Raw genomic sequence first — 21,835 nt, forward strand, 5'->3', positions numbered from 1 at the left:
ATAGATGTTTTCAAGATTTTTTATAAACCGCCCGATATTTGCGACTGTTATATCTATCATCATAGTTATAGCAGGTCTTATGGGTATCAAGGGGCTTCCAATAGAGGAGTATCCAAGTCTTACTCCACCTACTGTCTCTGTAAGTGCGACATATAGCGGCGCTGATGCGCAGACTATCGCCGACTCAGTCGCAAGTGCCATTGAAGATCAGATAAATGGTGTTGAAAATATGCTCTATATGCAAAGCACATCAAGCTCAGCAGGTACTATGAATATAAGTGTATATTTTAAGATCGGCTCATCAGCAAAACAAGCTACGATAGATGTAAATAACCGCGTGCAAGCTGCCCTTTCAAGGCTACCTCAAGAGGTGCAAAATATGGGTGTAACGGTGCGTGAAAGAAGCGGTTCGATCCTTCAAGTAGTTGGCTTTACAAATCCAAATATGGATTTGATCGAACTATATAACTATGTAAATTTAAATATTGCTGATGAGATAAAAAGGGTTAGTGGTATAGGTGATACAGTATTGATAGGTACTAAAGAGTATTCTATGAGAATTTGGCTAAAGCCAGATAGACTAGCTCATTTTAAACTAACTCCAAGCGACGTCATCTCTCAAGTAAAAATTCAAAACTCACAATACGCTGCTGGCAAGATAGGCGAACAGCCATCGGATGGTGGTAATCCTTATGTTTATTCTGTTCGTACCGATGGACGTCTTAAAAATGCAGCCCAGTTTGGCGATATAATAATTAAAAGTTCCGATGGATCAGTGTTGAAGCTAAAAGATGTAGCTACCATAGAGCTTGGAGCAGCTAGCTATGCTAACGACGCGATGTTAAACGGCAAACCGGCTATTCCTCTTTTGCTATTTTTACAAAACGATGCGAATGCTCTTGCTACCGCAAATGCTGTAAAAGAAAAGCTTAACGAGCTAAAGAAAACTTATCCCGTTGGCCTAGAGCACACCATAGCTTACAATCCAACAGAATTTATAGATGTTTCAATTGATGAGGTTATAAAAACTTTCATTGAAGCGATGGTACTCGTCTTAATCGTAATGTACTTTTTCTTAAAAAGTTTTCGCGCTACCATCATCCCGATGCTTGCTGTGCCAGTTTCTATCATAGGTACATTTGGCGGACTTTATGTGATGGGCTTTAGTATAAATTTGATCACGCTTTTTGCCTTAGTTCTTGCCATCGGTATCGTCGTAGATGACGCTATTATCGTCATAGAAAATGTCGAGAGAATTTTACATGAAGATAAAGAAATAAGCGTAAAAGATGCGACATTTAAGGCGATGGAGGAGGTGCAAACTCCGGTTATCTCTATCGTACTCGTGCTTTGTGCTGTTTTCGTACCGGTCTCTTTCATGGAGGGCTTTGTAGGTGTTATACAAAAGCAGTTTGCGCTCACACTTGTCGTTTCTGTTTGTATCTCAGGCTTTGTCGCTCTTACTCTTACGCCAGCACTTTGTGCGGTTATGCTTAAGAAACAAGAGAATAAGCCATTTTGGATAGTTCAGAAATTTAACGACTTCTTTGACTTTAGCACTAGACTCTTTACGGCCGGAGTGGCTAAAATTTTAAGGCATATTATTATTAGCTTTATTGTAATTGGTATTTTAGGATTTGCCACTTATAAGCTATTCGATGCTGTGCCAAAAGGACTTGTGCCTTCAGAAGACAAGGGTGCTTTAATGGTTATCACCTCACTTCCGCCTTCAACAAATATGCTAAAGACAAAAGAAGAAGTAGTCTCAATTAGCAACGCCATTTTAAGCAATCCAAATGTTGAGTTCACTATGGCTTTTGCAGGTTATGACATACTAGCTAGCTCGCTTAGGGAAAATTCAGCCGTTAGCTTTATAAAGCTAAAAGATTGGAGTGAGAGAAAAGGCGTTAACAATGGAGCTGATACATTGGCTGGCCAGTTTAATGGTATGCTTTGGAGCTCAAAAAACTCAATGACATTCGTTGTAAATTTACCACCTATCATGGGTCTTTCAATGACTGGTGGTTTTGAGATGTATCTACAAAATAAAAGCGGCAAGAGTTACAACGAGATAGAAGCAGACGCTAGAAAAGTATCAGCAATAGCTAATGCAAGGCCTGAACTAACAAATGTCAGAACTACGCTTGAGACAAATTATCGTCAGTTTAAGATAACAGTTGATAAAGAGAAAGCAAGGCTATTTGGCGTAAGCGAGAGTGAAATTTTTAGCACGATAGCAGCTAGCTTTGGCTCTTACTACATAAACGACTTCAACCTTGCAGGCAAATCTTACCGCGTATATGCAAGGGCAAGTGATAACTTTAGAAACAACCCTGAGGATCTAAGAAAAATTTTCGTTCGCTCATATGATGGCGGCATGGTGCCACTAAATTCAGTAGCAACACTTACAAGAACGATCGGACCTGACATCGTTGATAGATTTAACCTCTTTCCATCAGCTAAGATCATGGGCGATCCAAAACCTGGCTACACGTCAGGCGATGCGATCAGAGCGATCCAAGAGGTCGTAAATGACACGCTAAGCAGCGAGGACTACGCTATAAGCTGGGCGGGAACGGCGTATCAAGAGGTAAATTCTCAAGGAACAGGCACGGTCGCCTTTATCTTTGGTATGATCTTTGTCTTTTTGATCCTTGCCGCTCAGTACGAAAGATGGCTCATTCCGCTTGCGGTCATCACAGCCGTACCATTTGCGGTATTTGGCTCATTGCTAGCAGTTTGGATAAGAGGTCTAACAAACGACATCTACTTTGAGATCGGACTCTTGCTGCTCATCGGTCTAGCGGCTAAAAATGCCATTTTGATCGTAGAATTTGCTATGCAAGAGCGTGATAGCGGTAAGAGTATATTTGACTCAGCGATAAATGCAGCTAGACTTCGCTTTAGACCAATTGTAATGACATCAATTGCATTTACGCTTGGCGTATTTCCTATGGTTATAAGCACAGGTGCTGGTGCAGCTTCTCGCCACTCACTTGGAACTGGCGTGGTTGGTGGCATGATCGCTTCAACTACGATAGCAATATTTTTCGTGCCAATGTTTTACTATTTGCTTGAAAATTTAAATGAGAAATACTGGAAAAAGGGAGCAAAAAAAGATGAAAAATAAGGCGTTTATACTTATAACGGCGGCGTTTTTGGCTGGTTGCTCATTTCGTTCAGATATGCCAAAGATAGATACAAATTTCACTTCAACATATACTTATGAGACAAGTGATATAAGAGATTTTTGGTGGAAAGAATTTCACGATGAAAATTTAAATTCTATAGTAGAAAATGCACTCGAGAAAAATACAAATTTACGTGTCGCTTATTTAAATTTAGAGAAAGCAAAAGCAAGCCTTGGCGTAGCTGAGGCAGATTTGCTTCCTAGTATAAATTTAAATGTAGGCTACGAAAAAGCAAAAAGTAGTGGTGAAACATATACCAAGCAACCACAAACTCGTTATAGAAAATCAGATATAAATTTAGGATTAAACTATGAGATTGATCTTTGGGGTAGAGTAAGAAATAATGTAGCGGCAGCTGAAGAAAGCCTAAATGCAACCAAATTTGACTACGATAGCGCGAGACTAAGTATCAGCTCAAGTGTTGCGAAAAGCTACTTTGCGTTAGTTTCATTAAATATGCAAGAAGCTGTGCTAAGAGAGACTCTAAAAACTTATGAAGACACGTTAGCGCTTCGCAAAACACAGCTTGATCTTGGAAGCATAAATGAGATGACTTATTTGCAAAGTAAGGCAGCAGTAGAAAGCGCTAAGACCAATCTTACTTCTATATTAAATGCAAAGTCAAAAGCTATCACTTCACTAGCCATCTTGACTGGTAAAAGTAATAATGAAATTTTAAATGGAGCTGTTGCTAGCTCACAAAATTTACCAGCTTCTCCCGAGATAGGTGCTGGTATCAGCTCTGAAATTTTGCTAAGAAGAAGCGACGTGGCAAAGACACTGGCTGATTTAAAAGCTACAAATGCTCTTGTTGGTGTTGCAAAGGCCGAGTATTTTCCTACGATTTCACTTACTGGACTTTTTGGCTTTTCAAGTATTGATTTTGAAAATATCTTTGTTGGAAATGCCAATACATGGAGTATAGGTGGCTCTTTAGCACAGAAAATTTTTGATTTTGGTAGGATAAAAAATAATGTCGCAGTGGCTAAAACAAATGAACAAATTGCCGCTGTTAATTATGAAGCAGCGGTAAAATCGGCTCTTGGCGAAGTAAGAGATGCGCTTGTTTCAAGGCAAAATGCAAAAATTTCTTTGGAACAAGTGAAAATTTTGCTAAAATCCCAACAAAGAATTTACTCGCTTGCTAAAGAGCAATATGATGCTGGCTACATTGGACATTTAGAGCTTCTTGATGCACAGAGGAATTTGCTTCAAGCAAAATTACAAGATGTCTCGGCAAAGCTTGATGAGGTCGATAGTGCAGTCGAAGTTTATAGAGCTTTTGGTGGCGGTTTTAAGTTAGAAAAATAATTAAAAAGGAGAGAAATTGGGAACTAAGATATTAAATTTCTTGTTTTCTTGGGGTTTTTTCGTTTTTGCTATCGCTCTTGGCGTAGCATTATGGTTTGCGATAAATTACGTTGATACATTTAGGCTTGAGTCAAGCTTTTATGATATCGGTGAGATATTTATGATGGCGACTGTTTTTTGTATTGCTTTTTATGTGATCGCAGCAATATTTGTTATTCCTATTAGAGCGATCAAAAAATCTTAATCATTCATCTAAGGACGAGATCCTTAGATGAATCTTGACTTCATTGTGTAAAATTTTTAGATTTTTGATTATTTATTTTAAAAATTTATTTATGAAATTTACCGCATTTATATTACTACTTCTAACAAGTATATTTTTAATAGCTTGCTCAGCTAATCAAGCAAACAAAAAGATAAGTAACTCTGAACTAGAAAACTTAGCTAAACAATATGGTGGAGTATATATATTTAATCAAAAATTTGTTGATGAGATAGAGAGAAGAGAAAAAGAAAGAAGCGATTATATGGATGATTTCTTTAGAAATAACAAAAGAAATTTTAAAAGAGCTGACCTAGAAATCATGGATCAAAAACTCCCTCAAACCCTCTCAAATGGTAAAAGATATTATGAAAATTCAACAGACTATGAAAACCAAACCAAAAAAAAGATAAAAATTCCAACACAATACAAAGAAAAGGTTATAAATTTTATAGGTATAGATAATTACAACAAATATAAACCAGGATTTGATCTAGGTTATTTTTGTATAGATAAAGAAGGCAATATCGAAGTAATAGATATGACAGTTGATTACTATATTGTAAAAACAGATTATGGACTATTTGGTGACGAAGGAAGGGGATTTAGTTTTAAACAAAATAGATATGTAAATATAAGCGGTGGAAACAAATTTATTCTAATAAACAATAAATTTATAAAAGCAAACAAGGACAAGTAAGTGCAAACTAAAAAATCAAATAAAGAGCTAATAAATTGCTTTAAAGACTATATTGATATAGCTGATGCAAGTTATGCAATGCTTCATAATGTATTTGAGAATGAAAGAAATGGACTTGATGAGCTTTATGGTAAATAAACTAAGCTATGAAAATACCCGAAATAAATTTTTATCTGCATAATAAATTTTAATAAACCCCAAACAGCACATAATAAATTAATAATATTATAAATACAATAACAATAAAATATCCAAACTAAAATTTCAAACATAAAAGGATAATCAATGAAATTTCTAGCTATAACACTCTTACTTCTAACAAGTATATTCTTAATAGCTTGCTCAGCTAATCAAGCAAATAAAAAGATAAGTAACTCTGAACTAGAAAACTTAGCTAAACAATATGGTGGAGTATATATATTTGATGAGAAATTTGAGAAAGAGATAGAGAGAATAGAAGCTGAGAGGAAAGAGCTAAGAAAAAATACAAAAGGTAAAGATTTAGGTGGCGGTCTTTATGCTGTCAATACTAAGTTGGTAGATGAAAAATTCCCTCAAATCCTCTCAAATGGTAAAAGATATTTCCTAGGTGGAACATCTAGTAAAATTTCACAAAGTTGTTATGAAAAAATTTATAATTTCATAGGTCATGAGAATTTAAAAAAATATGAACCTTGGATATTTTCAAATTTATATTACAAAGATAAAGAGGATAATATAGTTCAAATTTCATGTACTGTAGTTTATGAAAGAGTAAAAACACAGTATGGCTTATTTGGAGATGAAGGTAGAGGATTTAGTTTTAAGAAAAACAGCTTTGAAAGTCTTGGTGGTGGAAACAAATTCATTCTAATAAACAATAAATTTATAAAAGCAAACAAGGACAAGTAAGTGCTAACTAAAAAATCAAATAAAGAGCTAATAAATTGCTTTAAAGACTATATTGATATAGCTGATGCAAGTTATGCAATGCTTCATAATGTATTTGAGAATGAAAGAAATGGACTTGATGAGCTTTATGATAAATTTGGTAAAGATAATGTCCCTGAAAACATTGTAAATTCTTATAGAGAAGATGAAATAAAAAAGCCTATTTGGAGATACAAAGATAACATAAGAAAAGGTGATATTTTAAATGGCGATATCCAAGATAAAGATGGAAATATAGTAAAAAAAGAAGGCGATCCCACTGCTTATGCCCTTTGTATAGAAGCTAGATTTATGGCTGACAAAGTAGTTAAGAAGCCAGTTGGTAAAAATGGAGAGATAAAAGATATAAAAATAGATAATGATGTTAAAAATTTTATCTACTATGATAAAGACACAAAAGAGCAAAGATTACTTGTTGGAAAAGATGAAATTTATAAAATCTCCCCTCGCACAAAACTTTTTGTTAATCGCTATGAGCTAGTAAAGCACATACCTAATCAAAAATCGGGTTTTAGCTCAACTATATTTTATGACACACTTAAGTCAAATTATATAATAGGTTTTAGAGGAACAGAGATGAAAATGAATGATCTCTTAGATGATGCCTTTATGGCTATCACATCAAGAGCGCTTATGCAAATATCTGCCTTAAAATCACTTCAATCCTCTATGCAAGAAGCTATAAATTCTCATAGTCAAAACTTAAGTGGTTTAGACAACACCGCCAAAGACATCATTTTATCAGGTCACTCATTAGGAGGTCATCTAGCTCAAATATATGCAGTAACTTTCAAAGATAGCGGAGTAAGAGAACTTTATACTTATAACGCTCCAGGAATTTATGGTGGCATATTAGCTTCAGCTTTTACTTGGAGCTTAAGGCTTCTTAGCTTTGTAGCCAAAGCCATAGCAAAAGGTGCAAGATGGATAGCAAGAGTCATAGACAAAGATGGCTTTATAGGAAAGATGGTAGGCTCAGTCTTTAACAAGATAAAAGGTATGTTTGGCTTTAAAGATGATAAGAGCAGCGTAGACGAATATGTAGATGTGGTTAAAAATAATGAACAAGCTCAAAAGACTCTTGCAGATAAAAAGGTGAGCTCTAATATAAATAAAGCTAGCAAAGAAAAAGATATAGACATAGAGATACATCACGTAGAGAGCGTTAAACAAAGCATCAATAGAGATGAAGATAGCTTTTCGAAAGATGTGGCTGTTTTGATAGAACCTACCTTTTCGGTCATATCTGATCTAGGCTATAAGCTAGGCATAGATACAACTGGCGAAGTAAAGTATGAAAATACCGAGAATAGACACTTGGTGAATATATTAATTAGATCTCACTTTTTAAAAGAGAGTGTTTTGGTTTTATATATGTTGTGTTATCTCTTGGAAAACAAAGAAAATGAAGCCAAGATAGAGGGCAAAGATATAGCTGAAGCACTTGACTATCTAAATGAATATATCCAGTCGCTTAAATTTAAACTAAAATGCATAAGATCGAAGTTAAATTTGGATTTAAATATAGATGATATAAGTGATGCTTCTATGCTAGATACGCCTTTATATATCTTTTATGCTTATTTAAATCTCTTTTACGAATATGGTAAATTTGGTGATGAAAATTTTAAGCAAGATATGGTCGGGTATATAATAGAAAATTTAGGCAGCAACATAGATAAAAATAGCAATAAAGAAGCACATCTAGTAAAGATACTAGATATAGATGATCTAGATAAACTAGATGCGACAAAGATAGTAAGTGATGCTAGAGCTGGCGATATAGATATGCTAGTGGCTATTTGTGCTTTGAATTTATTTGTATTTGAAAAAAAGATAGATGTAAATGAAATTGGCAAATACTTCTCTTATAGCAAAAATATCTATAAAAATATAACGATACTACGAGATAATAGAGTAGATACAGCGGAGGCTAGCATCTTTGTAAAAGATAGAATAGATATGCTAAAGAGTATAATAAATCTAAAATATGCGGATCTAGCAAAGCTAAAAGAAAATGAAAATTTCTTGGCTAGCATAGACTCTAAGGATATAAGCTCTAGCGATGAAGCCATAGTAATAGCTAATAATAAATCCGCTCAAAATAACGATGATGTAGCCTACAACAATAAAGTAGCAACCGATGATATAAAAGCTCTTGTGAATGAGAGCGTGGGAAGTATCTTTTATAAAAACAACGATACCCTTAGTGTAAGTGCAGTAGATAAAAGTATCGTTGATGTTGAGGTATTAAAGGAGATATTTAAGCTAGATAGTAAAAATATGAATCAAAGGATATATCTAAACTCTGCCCTTTTGTCTAAGGCCAATGAAGAGGAGGATTATCCACTTTATTTTAAAGACGAAAAATATAATAGTGATGAGAATATCCCTCTAAATTTTACTCATCAGCCAAGAGATGAGGATAAAGATATAGGAAGGCTAAATGTTGCTTATAGAAATTCTCAAGCAAATATATTAAATTATTCACTATTAAATAAGAGTCTAAATATCGATCTAAAACCAATGAGCAAAAAGACTAAAGAGGCTCTTTCAAATTTAAATCAAAGGCAAAATTTACAAAAAGATAATCAATCTAAAGAAATTTCATCTACTGCGACTTCATGCCCTGTCATAGAAGACGACACTATCATTTGCCCACACGGTGGTCATGTGATCTTAAAAAGTAGGGCAGGTAGGAGCATAAGATCAGACGATCAAGGCGTGATACTCGATGTTGATTTTATAAACTCGCCGATAGTAGGCTGCTCAGCTAGGATTCCATGCGTCATAGTAGCTTATGTACCAAGATCGGCACTTAGTCTAAAAAGTATGAATGATCACTACGCTGTAATGCAAGATCTAGTGCCAAACTGCCTAAGCAACACTGGATCTTCGCTAAGGTGCATAAAAAAAGAGAATAAACTAAAACTAGAGCATAGTTTAAGTAATCCTGGTATGCAAGATAGTAGCGAAATAATAAAAGATATAAATTTAAATAATGCCTACATAAGGCTTCATATAAAATCGGCCCTTAATCAAACAGATAATCTTGCTGTTTGTATATATAAGCTAAATGATGTGGAATATAAAAACCAAGAGGGATTTAAAGAGGTGGAGCTAAATTTAGATGAAGGCTCTGATATAAAAGATAAGAAGCTAAAAGAGTATCTAAAGGCCCGATTTAGAGATGATAAATTTAGTATCTCATCGTTTAACTTCAAATACTCGCTTATGGATAAAAATTTTATTTTTATTACCCCTAAATATACTGAGCCTATCTATAAAGATATGACGCTTCCTAAGAGTGGAATAGGATTTTTTCAATTTGTAGATGATATTAGCGACGATAATAACCTTATCTATATTACGCCAAGTAAGGCAAAAATAGTATGTATAAAATTTGCTTGTGGGTTGGATAGTGAATATAGCGATGATATAAATATAATTAAAACAGTAGTGGTGGCATAACGATGAATGATATAAATATAACCTACTCTTGCGAAGAGAGTTTAAAAAAGATAAAAGAGTATATGGCTGATGCAAAGAGCGTGACGCTTTATACGTCTAGTTTAAACTATCTCTCTTCATATTCTGGCAATATAATTGCGGAGATTGTCTCTGATCTTATCTATTTTAAAAGAAAAGATAAAGACATATCAATAATAACTGATTTTTATGTAGACAAAGAGAGCTTTAAAGATAGCAAACTAAATAGAGTAAGGGTGTTTAAATATAAAGGCATTCCAGTAAAAGTAGTTCATAAAAAAAGTGCTATTGATAAATTCTTTGAAAATTTAAGAGAAGGGCTTACTCCTTTACAAACAAAAATACATAATCAGGAGATATTGGATTTAGCTCAAGATGAGCATGATAGAGAGTTACTAAAAGATGGTAATGAAGTAGAAGATAAACCATCAAGTTTTTATCATATGTTTGAGCTTATTGTTTCTAATTATAATGAGGCTAAAAATATTTTAAGAGATTGTTTAAATACTCTAAAAAATGATCTACTAAATGACGCTAAATCATTGATAGCTAGCGAAGGATTAGACGAGGGCAAATTTGAAAGAAGCATAAAAGAGTGTTTTGATGAGCTAGATAAAAATTTAAAAGAGCTAAGCTCGGAAAATGGAGAATTTATAATAAAACAAATAGCTCTTTTTATATTAAGTCTAGTCGATATAACCGATCCAAAGGCCATAATAAAAAAATCAAATCTTGGTTTTGTGGCTTATGAGCTTGGAAAGATGACGTATGCAATTCATGAATATGATAGCAATAGGGCATTTTACGGTGTATCCTTACCAATACTAAGTTTTTTTACATCTAGGTTTGCTTCTGTCGTAAATACCTTAAATATAAGTTCAAACTGTAATGTCTTGGTGTTTAAAAGTGATAAAAATTCTAGATCTGGTTTTTTCTTGGACTTTACTCACTTAAATTTAGACTACCGCCCTTTTAAATATAGCATTAACGAAAAAGAGACAAACTATAATACAGATGAAGGATATAGTGTATATGGATATTTAGATGATGTATCTGTATTTGATTACTCCAAAGAGGTTTGCTCTTATGATGTGGTAAATAAAAATTTAGGCTTTGGCTCGAGTGATGATACTTTATTTAGTAGATTAAAAGATGAGATAAAAAGTACAAATGCAAATTTAAATTTTATCTGTGCTTCAAATTTTAACTCTATAAAGTTAGCTAATCTAATAGCAGATAAATCCGATAAAAATAATACCTCAGTAAATGATGAGATGAATAGTAAAGACTTCTCAAATTTAAATAAAAACTACATCGTTCTTTCAAACTCCCCTTTTAGATCAAGTGCAGGATTAAGAGAGGAAGTTATTAGCAAAAGTCTTGATCAAACTATAAAAGACGATATAAATAGATCAAAAAGTAGCAACCTGGTAAAACAAAAATTTAGTGACATAAAGACTCTAAATCCAGTAAAAGACTATAGCAAATATAGTATAGATATAGATCAAAACAATGATAAATCAACTCTTTTACTAAATTTATCTCCATTTGCAAGGATAGAAAAAAGCTATATAGATAATATTGAAGAGAATAGAAAAAAATATAGCGATATTCCTCGTAATGCTAATTCGAAGTATATAGATAATTACATGAAATATATCGAATTATTTGATATAAATATCTCTCATGTAAATGCTTATACAAAACAACCAAATGATATGGAGAAAATAAAAGAGAGTGAAAAAGAGTATATGGAAAAATCAACTATAGCATTTAAAGCAGTCTTTGATAGAGTTAATAAAAATGTTATTGACAGGATGAAATTTGAAGAGCATGACCACAATAAGACAGAAGAGGTAGAAGAATATAAGGAGTTAGAAGATATAGACTATTTAGTAAAGAAGGCGCTAGAAGATCAGCCAAGTCCGTACTACTCTCTTTTAGAAGTACTTTGCCTTGGCGTGGCTTACTTTATAATGACCAAAAGCTATTCAGGAGAGTTATTAAATAAATCTATAAAAAACTCCCGTGAATATATAAAAATAGGTGATGAAGAGATAAGTACTATAAATGCAAATTCTTTTGTAAAATTAGGTGATAGTGATATAAGATTATTCTTTTATAAAGATAGTGCTAAAAGTAGCGGATTAAGCAAAAATGAGTATCTATGTATAGAAGAGATTAGTGATTATATGGATGGTGCAGGAAATACTAAGAATGTATATAGTATAAAAGAACTTTTAGAAGAAAATGATAGTAGCGTAAATACAAATATAAAAGATCCTTTACAAAGTGATCTAATGAAGCTTCTAATAGAGCAAGCCAATGATATAGATGAAAGCTGCAAGAAAGATAAAACTTTGATAAAAGAAGTGATAGCTTCTAAGGATAAAGACGTCTTAAAAAAAGCCATAGACTTAGAATATAAGGCTTATCATAATGATAGAGATATGGATAAAGAGGTAAGCTCTTTACTTGTAAAAACAGCCATTGAAGGATTATTCCCAATAGCAGGCTTTGCAAGTGAAGATGGCATATCTAAAATTTATGAGATGCTTAGCTCTTTTATATTTGAAAGGGATGCAAAGAAATTAAAAGATGCCTTTTTAGACGAGCTTGGAGTATTAAATTTAATAAAGAAATTATTTAGTGCAAAAAAGACTAAACAAATAGATGAATATTTCTTGTATATCACAAGATTAAAAACTACAAATATAGTACTTCAAAGATCAAAGCTAAATTTAATTTTGCAAGCCCAAAATACCTCTATGCTTTATAGAACGATAGAACATTTTAAACTAAATATATCTTATAGCGAGATAACGACATATACTTTTATGAGATACACATATAGCTTTAATATAAGAGATGTAGAGCTTATGAAAAAAGAAATCAAAGACTATACTAAAACTCTTGGTAAAGACATAGGTATATCTATGATAACCGGTCTAATAGAACTTTATAAAACATCCTATGAAAAACTAGAAGAAAACTACAATGAAATAATGCACACAAGATACACATATAAATTTAATGAAGCTTACGCGCTAAATAATATCTCATATAAACCTATGTCTATAAAAGAAGCTTATGATAAAAATAGTACAAATACCTATTGCTACTATCCAGTAATGATCTATCAAAACTATATAAGTCTAAATTTAAATAGACTATTTCTAGGAGCTAATATAAGTAGTGGAGGATTAGACTATAACTCATTTATCTACTATGATATAAACAATAAACAAAGCAAACTCTCACATAACCTTGCTTCAAAGCTAGCACTAAATAACCTTAGTGCTTATCTATGTTTAGATGAACTAAGAGGAGCTGGTAATGAGATAGATGCAAACTACTTTAATTATGCAAGAAGTAGATATATTAACTCTGATGTAGAGATAAGAGGATTAAATTTAGATGTAAAAGAGGAGAAAGAAATTTATGATGTGTATAAGCAAAATATATTAGCAGGTGATAGTGAAGATGCCGAATACGCAATAGACTCTTATCAAGAAGCAGTAAAAATCATAAATTTATTTAAAAAAGGAATCTTTAACACCAGCGATGAAAACAACCACTCTAATCTCTCAAGAGATTTGGTAGAGGCTCTTGATACTATTGGCAACAATAACATTAAGGGCGTGTATGTGGGGTGTAAAATAGAGCACGGAAAAAGAACAAAAGAGAATATTCCTCCTCGTCTAATCGGTCGTCTAGCTACCACCATAGTCATGGAAGATGGTCTTTACATAGGATAAAAGATGAAAAAGATTATATTTACAGCTTTAGCTATCTTAGTAATAGCCATATCACTAATAGAAATAAATAAAAGAATAAATAAAGGAAATTTAATGGATAACAATAATACATATATAGTTATAGCTCCAAATGGAGAAGAGGTATTATTTGATAAAAAGACAAATTTGATTGTTTCTAAAACTAAAGATGACAATACAACAAAGTATTTTGAGGAAAAATCTAAAATGCTCCTTGAAGCTCGCTCCATCCTAGACTCATCTCCATATAAAAACTATAAACCACTATACTATAACCCTAAACCAAATTCTTTAGGTCAAACAGACTATCTATCATTTAAGCCATGGCTAGATATTAGCTATAAACCAAGCTCAACTAAACTATCACCTTGGACTAAATCAGAAAAAGCCTACTATGAAAGCTTAAAAGATAAAAGAGATAGATATATCTATCTAGTAAAAAGAAGTAATCTAAAATGCACTATGATAGATATTCCTGAAGATGCAATAGCTAGAGTAGATAGTAATGGCAAACTAACTAAACCAGAATATGCTGAAATTTATGATGAAGTAAATGCTAATAGAAATACTCTAAAATCAGAACTGTTTGCAGCAGAGTGGAATATATGTGCCGGAACTTTAGGAAATACGGCTGGATTTTCAAGAGGAGTTGGACTAGGATATGCAGGATTTAAAGCAAGAGCATATCAATCAATGTTTTTATCAGCCCAGCTTGGTAAAAAGGAAGCCCTAAGAGCTTTAGCTGATATGTTTGAATATTCTACATACCTAGCAGGTCTAAACAAAAATTTACAAATGGCAGAAGAGTTTAGAAAACTATTTACTAATCCTCCACTAGATGAATATGGTATGATGCCTTATCTTGATGAAATAGTAGGTAATTACTTTGTGATGGATTTTAATAGAGGCGGGATAGTGATTAATCCTACAGGATCAATGCATAGAGTTTTAAGAGAACTAGTAGAAGACAAGGGCGAGCTGCTAGACCCTAGAGACTTTGATGCCAATGAGACTACAAGAGAAAAATTTGTCTCTTATGTTAAAAAAGAACTGCCAGAATATGCAGAAATTTTTTCTGAAAAAGGCTATCCTGCTAATTATGAAGATAGAGACATAGACCTTTACATCGACTCCACCCTCCTAGAAGCAAAGATAATGTCTCTAACCCCACCAGAGGGATATCCTAATGCACCATACTACAACACACCAGAAGAGCTAACAAGACTATATGAGGCTGGTAAATTAGACAAAAAGCTAAATCCTCTAACGCCAGTGATGTATAGAGATAGCTTTCCTGAAGATCTTAGGCAAAAGATACTAAGTTATGCCAAAGAGCATAATATAAAGGATTAAAGAATAAATTTAATATCTATGGCTCCAAACGGGGCCAAATATAAATATATTAAGCCACTACAATCAAAGACATAGGCATCTATATGGTAACCGACCTAATAGAACTTTATAAAATCTCATATGAAAAACTAGAAGAAAACTATAAAAAGGTAATGCACGCAATTAATATGTTTATCGCACTATAAACTTAAAAAAATGAATTAATTTTAGGAGATAATTAGACTTTTTTATAAGAAAAATCGCAAATAACGATCTATACAAATCTTGATAAAGAATTTCAATATATTTTAATATCAAAATGAGCTAAATTTTGAAAAAATTAAAGCATATTTTTAAACTTGCTTTTAACTTTTTTGTTATAATATCCCATCAAAAATAAAAAGGATATTTTTTATCCTAATTAAGGTTTTAAATTTGAGAGTATATTTAGACAATAACGCTACAACAATGGTTGATCCTGAAGCTTTTGAGCTTATGAAACCATATTTTTGTGAAAAATACGGTAATCCAAACTCGCTTCATAAATTTGGCTCTGAAACACACCCAGCTTTAAGAACAGCGCTAGATCAACTCTACACCGGACTAAACGCAAAAGATAGCGATGACATCGTCGTTACCTCATGCGCGACTGAGAGCAACAACTGGGTAGTAAAAGGCATCTACTTTGACAAAATAGCAACTGGCGAGAAAAAACGTATCATAACAACCGCAGTTGAGCATCCAGCTATTTTGGCGACTTGTAAATTTTTAGAAAAATATGGCGTAGAGCTTACTGTTTTAGATGTGAATAACGATGGTATAGTCACTCCAGAACAGTTAAGAGCTGTAATGGATGAGAATGTAGCACTTGTTTCTATAATGAGCGCGAATAACGAAACTGGCATGATCTTTCCTATAAAAGAGCTTGCTAGTATCGCTCATGAATATGGGGCTTTATTCCACACGGATGCGGTTCAAGCAGTTGGTAAGATAAAGATAAATGTTCAAGATCTTGACGTTGATTTTTTAAGCTTTTCTGCGCATAAATTTCACGGGCCAAAGGGTGTTGGAGCACTATTTATAAAAAATAGTATGCCACTAAGTAGCTTGCTTCATGGCGGCGAGCACATGGGTGGACGCAGAAGTGGCACGCTTGATGTTCCTGGCATCATTGGCATGGGTAAAGCACTTGAACTGGCAAATAAATTTATGGATTATGAGCACTCTCATGTTCGCCGTTTACGTGATAAGCTTGAAGATGCAATTTTAAAAATTCCTGACGTTAGCGTTGTAGGAAAAAAAGAACAACGTGTGCCAAATACCATTTTAGCTTCTATAAAAGGCGTTGAAGGCGAAGCTATGCTTTGGGATCTAAACAAAGCTGGCATCGCAGCTTCAACTGGTTCAGCATGTGCAAGTGAAACATTAGAGAGTAACCCAATAATGGAGGCCATAGGGGCAGATAAAGAGCTGGCTCACACCGCACTTAGACTATCTCTTTCTAGATTTAATACAGAAGAAGAGATTGATTATGCGATCGAGCACATAACAAAAGCAGTAAATAGACTAAGAGGTATCTCTAGTACATTTGCCTACGCCCCAGAATGGCATAAGAGCGGATTATAAAATTTAAAGGAAAATAATATGGCAAAGAATAATTTGATCGGAGGCTCTATCTGGGATGAGTATTCTAAGGTAGTGCAAGACAGGATGAATAATCCTAAATTTATGGGAGAGATAACCGAAGAAGATGCTAAAAAGGCAAACGCAAAGCTTATTGTGGCTGACTTTGGTGCAGAAAGCTGCGGTGATGCAGTCAGGCTTTACTGGCTGGTTGACGAAAAAACTGACAAGATAATAGACGCTAAATTTAAAAGCTTTGGCTGTGGCACAGCGATAGCTAGCTCTGATACGATGGCTGAGCTTTGTATCGGCAAAACAGTTGATGAAGCTGTCAAGATAACAAATTTAGATGTTGAAAGAGCTATGCGTGACAACCCAGAAACACCGGCTGTCCCGCCTCAAAAGATGCACTGCTCAGTTATGGCGTATGACGTTATAAAAGCAGCTGCGGCAAGCTATAAAGGCATAGATCCAGAGCATTTTGAAGATGAGATCATCGTTTGCGAGTGCGCTAGGGTAAGCCTTGGCACGATTAAAGAAGTGATAAGACTAAATGACCTTCACACAGTTGAGGAAATCACGCAATACACCAAAGCTGGAGCATTTTGCAAGTCTTGTGTAAAGCCTGGTGGCCATGAAAAAAGAGAATATTATTTGGTGGATATTTTGCGTGATACTAGGGCTGAGATGGAGCGTGAGAAGATCGAAGCTCAGGCAAATGCCCAAGCAAATCACACTTTAGGTGACATTAGTTTTGAAAATATGACGATGGTAGGGCAGTTAAAAGCAGTCGAGTCTGTCATAGATAAAGAAATTCGCCCAATGCTCGAGATGGATGGTGGAAATTTAGAAATTTTAGATATTAGAAATGATAACGGCGAAAATACTGATATTTATATCCGCTATCTTGGTGCTTGCTCGGGCTGTGCAAGTGGCTCAACTGGCACTCTTTATGCGATTGAAAATGTCTTGCAAGAGAACTTAAGCCCAAAAATTAGGGTAATGCCTATTTGATTTTATTAACTAGCCCTTGTGGGCTAGTTTTTATTCTCTTAAAAATTTTAAAATTTCACTTCTAATTTGATTCAAATCACCCACAAATTTTTTTTCAAACTGTGAGCGATTAAAAGTTCGCTGACGTTTTGCTAACTGAGCCGTGTGCGTAGCTATGAGCTCTTCAAGCTCGTTTTGAGAAATTTCTTTATCTAAAAATTGCTTGCACTCTTTTAAACCTATTGATTTTAGTGGTTTTGGCTCACTTTTGTATTTATTAAACAAAAATTTTGCCTCATCTATGAGCCCAGCTTCAAGCATACCTTTTGTTCTCTTTTTGATACGTTCTCTAAGCTCATCTTTATCCCATAAAATTTCAAATATCGCTAGCTCTTTTATGATGCTCTCTTTAGTATTTTCTCTTAGCCAAATGCTTGGGATTTGGTTACTAAAATTATAAATTTGATACCACTTTTCGAGGCGATAAGAGTCATTTTGACTAAATTTACTTGCAAACTCAGGATCGATTTTTACAGCTAGCTCATAAATTTCTTCATTGCTTAAATTTATCTCACATTTTGGCACATTTGGTGCAAGTCCACTAAGCATTGATTTTAGATAAAAGCCGCTGCCTCCTGTAATGATGAGTGGGCAGTCTTGTAAGCACGCAAAATTCTTTGCATTTTTATAAATTTCAAAAAATGCCACAACGCTAAATTCTTCATCAGGATAAATTTCATCTACACCAAAGTGTTTTATGGCTTCAAGCTGTTCTCTATTTGGCTTTGCGCTGGCGATATCTATCTCTTTATAAAGTGCAAGCGAATCAAGACTTAAGATGACGCCATTAAGCTTCTTTGCAAGCTCAAATGCAAGATCGCTTTTGCCACTTGCCGTGGTACCAATTATTGCAAATTCTTTAAACAAATCTAGCCCTCGTAAAACGAGCTAAAGAGTAAAATTTCATCATTTTCCTCGTTATTTTTGCCATCTTTTATAAGATCAGCCAAAACACCAGAAAAATACGGAGCAAAGCTAAGCTCATTTAGTCCATAAGCTTGGTTATAGATCAAGTTGCTATATGTGTTATCGCGTCCAAGAGCTGGCTTATCGTTTGAGCTAAGAAGCACGTAGTTTGCCCTAAAACTAGGCTCTTTTAGCTCGCTTATACCAAGATGCATCTTTAGCTCATTTAAAAATGCATTAATCTTTTCAGTTTTAACAAGCGTATCGATAGCGCCGACTTGTAAATTTGTAATAATCGTAACACCATTTTTAGTAGGATAAATTTTGGCAAATAGATCATTTAAAATGATTGGTTTTTTAGGGATTTGCCCTTCATTTAGGCTAAGATCAATGGTATAAAATTTAGCCAAAATCGCATTTAAGCTCGTGCCTAGCTTATTTGAAAGCTCTAAATTTTTTGAAGCGATCACAAAGTTATCAGCCTCATATTCGCCGTTATTGCCGGTAGCTTTTTGCACTATTTGCCCCTGCGTTTTTAGCTCATAAATTTCATCATTTATAAATTTTACCCCAAGAGAATTTAGCTCATTTATCAAAGCTTTTTTTAGCTCATTTGTGTCAATACTTGCGTTTTTGACTAAATTTATAGCGCCTTTTATATTTTTATTTATTAGCCCAAAATTTGCTAGCTCTTTATCTACGCTTAAAATTTCTTGCTCGCTATGGGCAACCTTTATCTCATCAAGCCTTTTTTTAAAGCTTTCGTCATTGCTAAAAAGTAGATAAATACCGCTCTCATCGAAATTTATCTGCGGATATTTGTTGTTTAGCTCTCTTAAAATTTCAAAGCTTTTCTTACCAAATTTTGAAAACAAAATTTGCATCTTTTTGTCGTGAGCTTTGGTTGATTTAAGTGTAAAATTTGTCATCCAAGCTCTAAAATTTTCATTTAAGCAAATACTTATATCAAGCTCGCTTTTTTTGCTAACTAGCCCCATAAATGAGCTAGATATCGCTCCATCTTTTGCAAGAGCGTGTGTGCCAAAAGGCGCTAAAATTCCATTTGTAAAATCATCTTTTTGGCTGCTAATAATTAAAATTTCTTCACCTTTTTTAGCTAATTCGTAAGCCGTAAATAACGCACTAAAACTATCTCCAATAATCGCTACTTTTCCCATAATAAACCTTTGTTTTAAATTAATCTTGTAATGATAATATAAATTCAAATTTAAAGCAAAATGGTGTAAAATCAACCATTTTTAAAGAAAATGGAAATTTATCAAATGATAGAAAAATTAAAAATTATCGCTGAACTTATCGTTTTTAAGCATTCTGTTTTTGCTCTGCCTTTTATTTTTGTGGCGATGATAGTTGCTAGCAAGATAGAAAGTGGCTCGGCTTGGTTTGGCTTAAAACTGCTTATTTTAGGTATTTTTTGCGCTGTTAGTGCTAGAAATTTTGCTATGGCTTTTAATAGATATAAAGACGAAGATATCGACAAGCTAAATCCGCGAACTGCGAGCCGCCCAAGCGTTGATGGTCGTATCGGCAGGAGCAATATGCAGCTTTTCATCGTGGCAAATGCGTTTATTTTTATTGTATGCGCTTATTTTATAAATTCGCTCGCATTTTGGCTAAGTTTTCCTATTTTAGCTGTTCTTGGTGGATATTCGCTATTTAAACGCTTTAGCGAGCTAGCACACCTGGTGCTTGGTCTTAGCCTAGGTCTTGCTCCTATCGCTGGTGTGGTCGCAGTGAGCGCTGCTATACCGCTTTGGAGCGTGTTACTTTGCCTTGGTGTGACATTTTGGGTAGCTGGATTTGACTTGCTTTACTCGCTTCAAGATATGAAATTTGATAAAGAAAATAAGCTCTTTAGCATACCAGCTATTTACGGCGACAAGGCTGCGCTTTTTTTATCGGCCATTTTTCACGCTTTAGCTTTTATATTTTGGCTACTTTTTGCTTGGGCAGCTGGGCTTGGAGCGATGGCATTTTTTGGAATTTTAGTAAGTGGCGTTATTTTATTTTTTGAGCATAGGATCGTAAGACGCGATTTTAGCAAGATAGATAGAGCATTTTTTACGTTAAATGGCTATCTGGGAATTTTATTTTTTATCTTTGTTTGGATTAGCGTATTATGAGCGAGATTAAGCTGTTTAAAGCACCTCTTGATATGGAATTTGAGTCCGATAAAGATGGGAGCGAGAAATTTAAAAGAGAGTTTGACTCTATCTTGCCGGGCGAAGAGGACGCGCTTGGCGCTTGGCTAAAACGAGCTAAATCACGTGGCGAAACCAAAGAGAGTGACCAAGTTTTACTAACTTTACTAATCGAGCTTCACAGAAAAGTTGATGCGCTGAGTGATTACATTAAAAATGAGCATAAGCAATATTTGCCACTAAAAGAGAGAGCGAGTATCGAAGAAATAGGCTTTACACACATCAAAATAAGCGAAGAAAAATTTCAAAAAGATGAAATTTACTACGCAAGGATTGCTATGCCTATCTTTCCAAAGAGAAATTTGAGTCTTTATTTAAGGGCTGTTAGTGAAAATTTAGCAAAGATAGAAAATATGCACGAAGAGGATGAAGCCGACTGGAACGCTTACGTAACAGCTAGAGAGCGTGTAATGATAAGAGAAATGAGAGCGAATTCGTAAAGGAAAAATATGGAAATTTATATTTTTTTAGGCTTTGGTATCGTTTTGGCGATAATAGTAGCTTTAATGTTGATAAAAGATAGCGAGACAAATAAAAAATTTGCGAGATTTGAGCGAGCGATAGAAAGCGTTATGCAAGAAAATTTCAATCTAAAAAAGCAAATTTCAATGCTTGAGGGCGAGGCGTTTAAAAATAGTGAACAATATGAGCCACTTAAAAAACAGATAAAAGAAAATATTGATTTACAAATAAATGAGAAAATTGTGCCAATAATTCGTGCGATTAAGAGCATTGAGCGAGTAATTGATGATTTTGCAACAGAGCAAAAAGATAGGATAGTTAGTCTTGAAGAGCGAACAAGAGATATTAATAAAATCGCACCAAGCGTCATCAATGAAGAAGAGCAAATTTTAAAAATGTTTAAAGATGGCAAAAGCGCAGCCATGATCGCTAAAGATCTTCACGTGGGTATGGGGCGAGTTGAATTTGTGCTTAAATTTCATAAATTAGCCTAAATTTGGGCTAATTTTAAAAGACAAAACTACTCTTAAACTACAAAAATTAGCTTAAATTTTTATTTTGATTTAAATCTTTTAACA

General features: G+C 34.0%; 16 protein-coding genes. 14 read left to right on the forward strand and 2 right to left on the reverse strand.

Features of this window, described 5'->3' with window-relative positions; all coding sequences use genetic code 11:
- Positions 1-4 precede the first annotated feature (4 nt).
- From B9N66_RS00685 to B9N66_RS00735, 11 genes are all read left to right on the forward strand, one after another.
- Complete coding sequence (locus B9N66_RS00685; RefSeq protein ID WP_087579468.1) at positions 5-3,130, forward strand: efflux RND transporter permease subunit; 3,126 nt, start codon at positions 5-7, stop codon at positions 3,128-3,130.
- A complete protein-coding gene (locus B9N66_RS00690) occupies positions 3,120-4,502 on the forward strand; it encodes an efflux transporter outer membrane subunit (RefSeq protein WP_087579469.1) in 1,383 nt (460 codons plus the stop codon). The genes B9N66_RS00685 and B9N66_RS00690 overlap by 11 nt, the downstream gene beginning before the upstream one ends.
- Before the next feature lie 16 nt (positions 4,503-4,518).
- A complete protein-coding gene (locus B9N66_RS00695) occupies positions 4,519-4,746 on the forward strand; it encodes an ATP-binding protein (RefSeq protein WP_084041844.1) in 228 nt (75 codons plus the stop codon).
- A 91-nt stretch (positions 4,747-4,837) separates the two neighbouring features.
- The gene (locus B9N66_RS00700; protein ID WP_087579513.1) at positions 4,838-5,464 is read left to right on the forward strand and encodes a hypothetical protein; all 627 of its coding nucleotides are present in this window, start codon (positions 4,838-4,840) and stop codon (positions 5,462-5,464) included.
- The gene (locus tag B9N66_RS00705) at positions 5,465-5,602 is read left to right on the forward strand and encodes a diadenosine tetraphosphate hydrolase (RefSeq protein WP_087579470.1); all 138 of its coding nucleotides are present in this window, start codon (positions 5,465-5,467) and stop codon (positions 5,600-5,602) included.
- A 147-nt stretch (positions 5,603-5,749) separates the two neighbouring features.
- Entirely contained in the window at positions 5,750-6,355 is a 606-nt protein-coding gene (locus B9N66_RS00710; RefSeq protein ID WP_072593981.1) for a tRNA 2-selenouridine synthase, read from the forward strand.
- Complete coding sequence (locus B9N66_RS00715) at positions 6,356-9,865, forward strand: Mbeg1-like protein (protein WP_180382041.1); 3,510 nt, start codon at positions 6,356-6,358, stop codon at positions 9,863-9,865.
- A gap of 2 nt (positions 9,866-9,867) precedes the next feature.
- Positions 9,868-13,641, forward strand: coding sequence for a hypothetical protein (locus tag B9N66_RS09635; RefSeq protein ID WP_180382042.1), 3,774 nt, complete (start codon positions 9,868-9,870; stop codon positions 13,639-13,641).
- A gap of 3 nt (positions 13,642-13,644) precedes the next feature.
- Positions 13,645-15,012: a thioredoxin reductase gene (locus tag B9N66_RS00725; protein WP_087579471.1), complete on the forward strand. Its 1,368-nt coding sequence runs from the start codon at positions 13,645-13,647 to the stop codon at positions 15,010-15,012.
- A gap of 414 nt (positions 15,013-15,426) precedes the next feature.
- Positions 15,427-16,617: a NifS family cysteine desulfurase gene (locus B9N66_RS00730; protein ID WP_087579472.1), complete on the forward strand. Its 1,191-nt coding sequence runs from the start codon at positions 15,427-15,429 to the stop codon at positions 16,615-16,617.
- An 18-nt stretch (positions 16,618-16,635) separates the two neighbouring features.
- A complete protein-coding gene (locus B9N66_RS00735; protein ID WP_087579473.1) occupies positions 16,636-17,628 on the forward strand; it encodes an iron-sulfur cluster assembly scaffold protein in 993 nt (330 codons plus the stop codon).
- 30 nt (positions 17,629-17,658) lie between these two features.
- On the opposite strand, the gene miaA is transcribed toward B9N66_RS00735, so the two are convergent.
- Together miaA and B9N66_RS00745 are read right to left on the reverse strand one after the other, a co-directional pair.
- Positions 17,659-18,534, reverse strand: a complete 876-nt coding sequence (miaA, locus tag B9N66_RS00740) for a tRNA (adenosine(37)-N6)-dimethylallyltransferase MiaA (protein ID WP_087579474.1) — start codon at positions 18,532-18,534, stop codon at positions 17,659-17,661.
- A 2-nt stretch (positions 18,535-18,536) separates the two neighbouring features.
- Positions 18,537-19,751, reverse strand: a complete 1,215-nt coding sequence (locus B9N66_RS00745; RefSeq protein ID WP_087579475.1) for an FAD-dependent oxidoreductase — start codon at positions 19,749-19,751, stop codon at positions 18,537-18,539.
- A 105-nt stretch (positions 19,752-19,856) separates the two neighbouring features.
- Between B9N66_RS00745 and mqnP the strand changes: the two genes are divergently transcribed.
- Genes mqnP through B9N66_RS00760 form a run of 3 tightly spaced genes read left to right on the forward strand, consistent with a single transcriptional unit; the run spans position 19,857 to position 21,751 of the window.
- Positions 19,857-20,717 (forward strand): menaquinone biosynthesis prenyltransferase MqnP, encoded by an 861-nt coding sequence (gene mqnP / locus B9N66_RS00750; protein WP_087579476.1) that lies wholly within the window; start codon positions 19,857-19,859, stop codon positions 20,715-20,717.
- On the forward strand, positions 20,714-21,235 hold the full coding sequence (locus B9N66_RS00755; protein WP_087579477.1) for a hypothetical protein: 522 nt from the start codon (positions 20,714-20,716) through the stop codon (positions 21,233-21,235). The genes mqnP and B9N66_RS00755 overlap by 4 nt, the downstream gene beginning before the upstream one ends.
- 9 nt (positions 21,236-21,244) lie before the next feature.
- Entirely contained in the window at positions 21,245-21,751 is a 507-nt protein-coding gene (locus B9N66_RS00760; protein ID WP_021091068.1) for a DUF6115 domain-containing protein, read from the forward strand.
- Positions 21,752-21,835 lie beyond the last annotated feature (84 nt).

This window comes from Campylobacter concisus, from assembly GCF_002165775.1.
In the GTDB taxonomy this organism is placed as follows: domain Bacteria; phylum Campylobacterota; class Campylobacteria; order Campylobacterales; family Campylobacteraceae; genus Campylobacter_A; species Campylobacter_A concisus_E.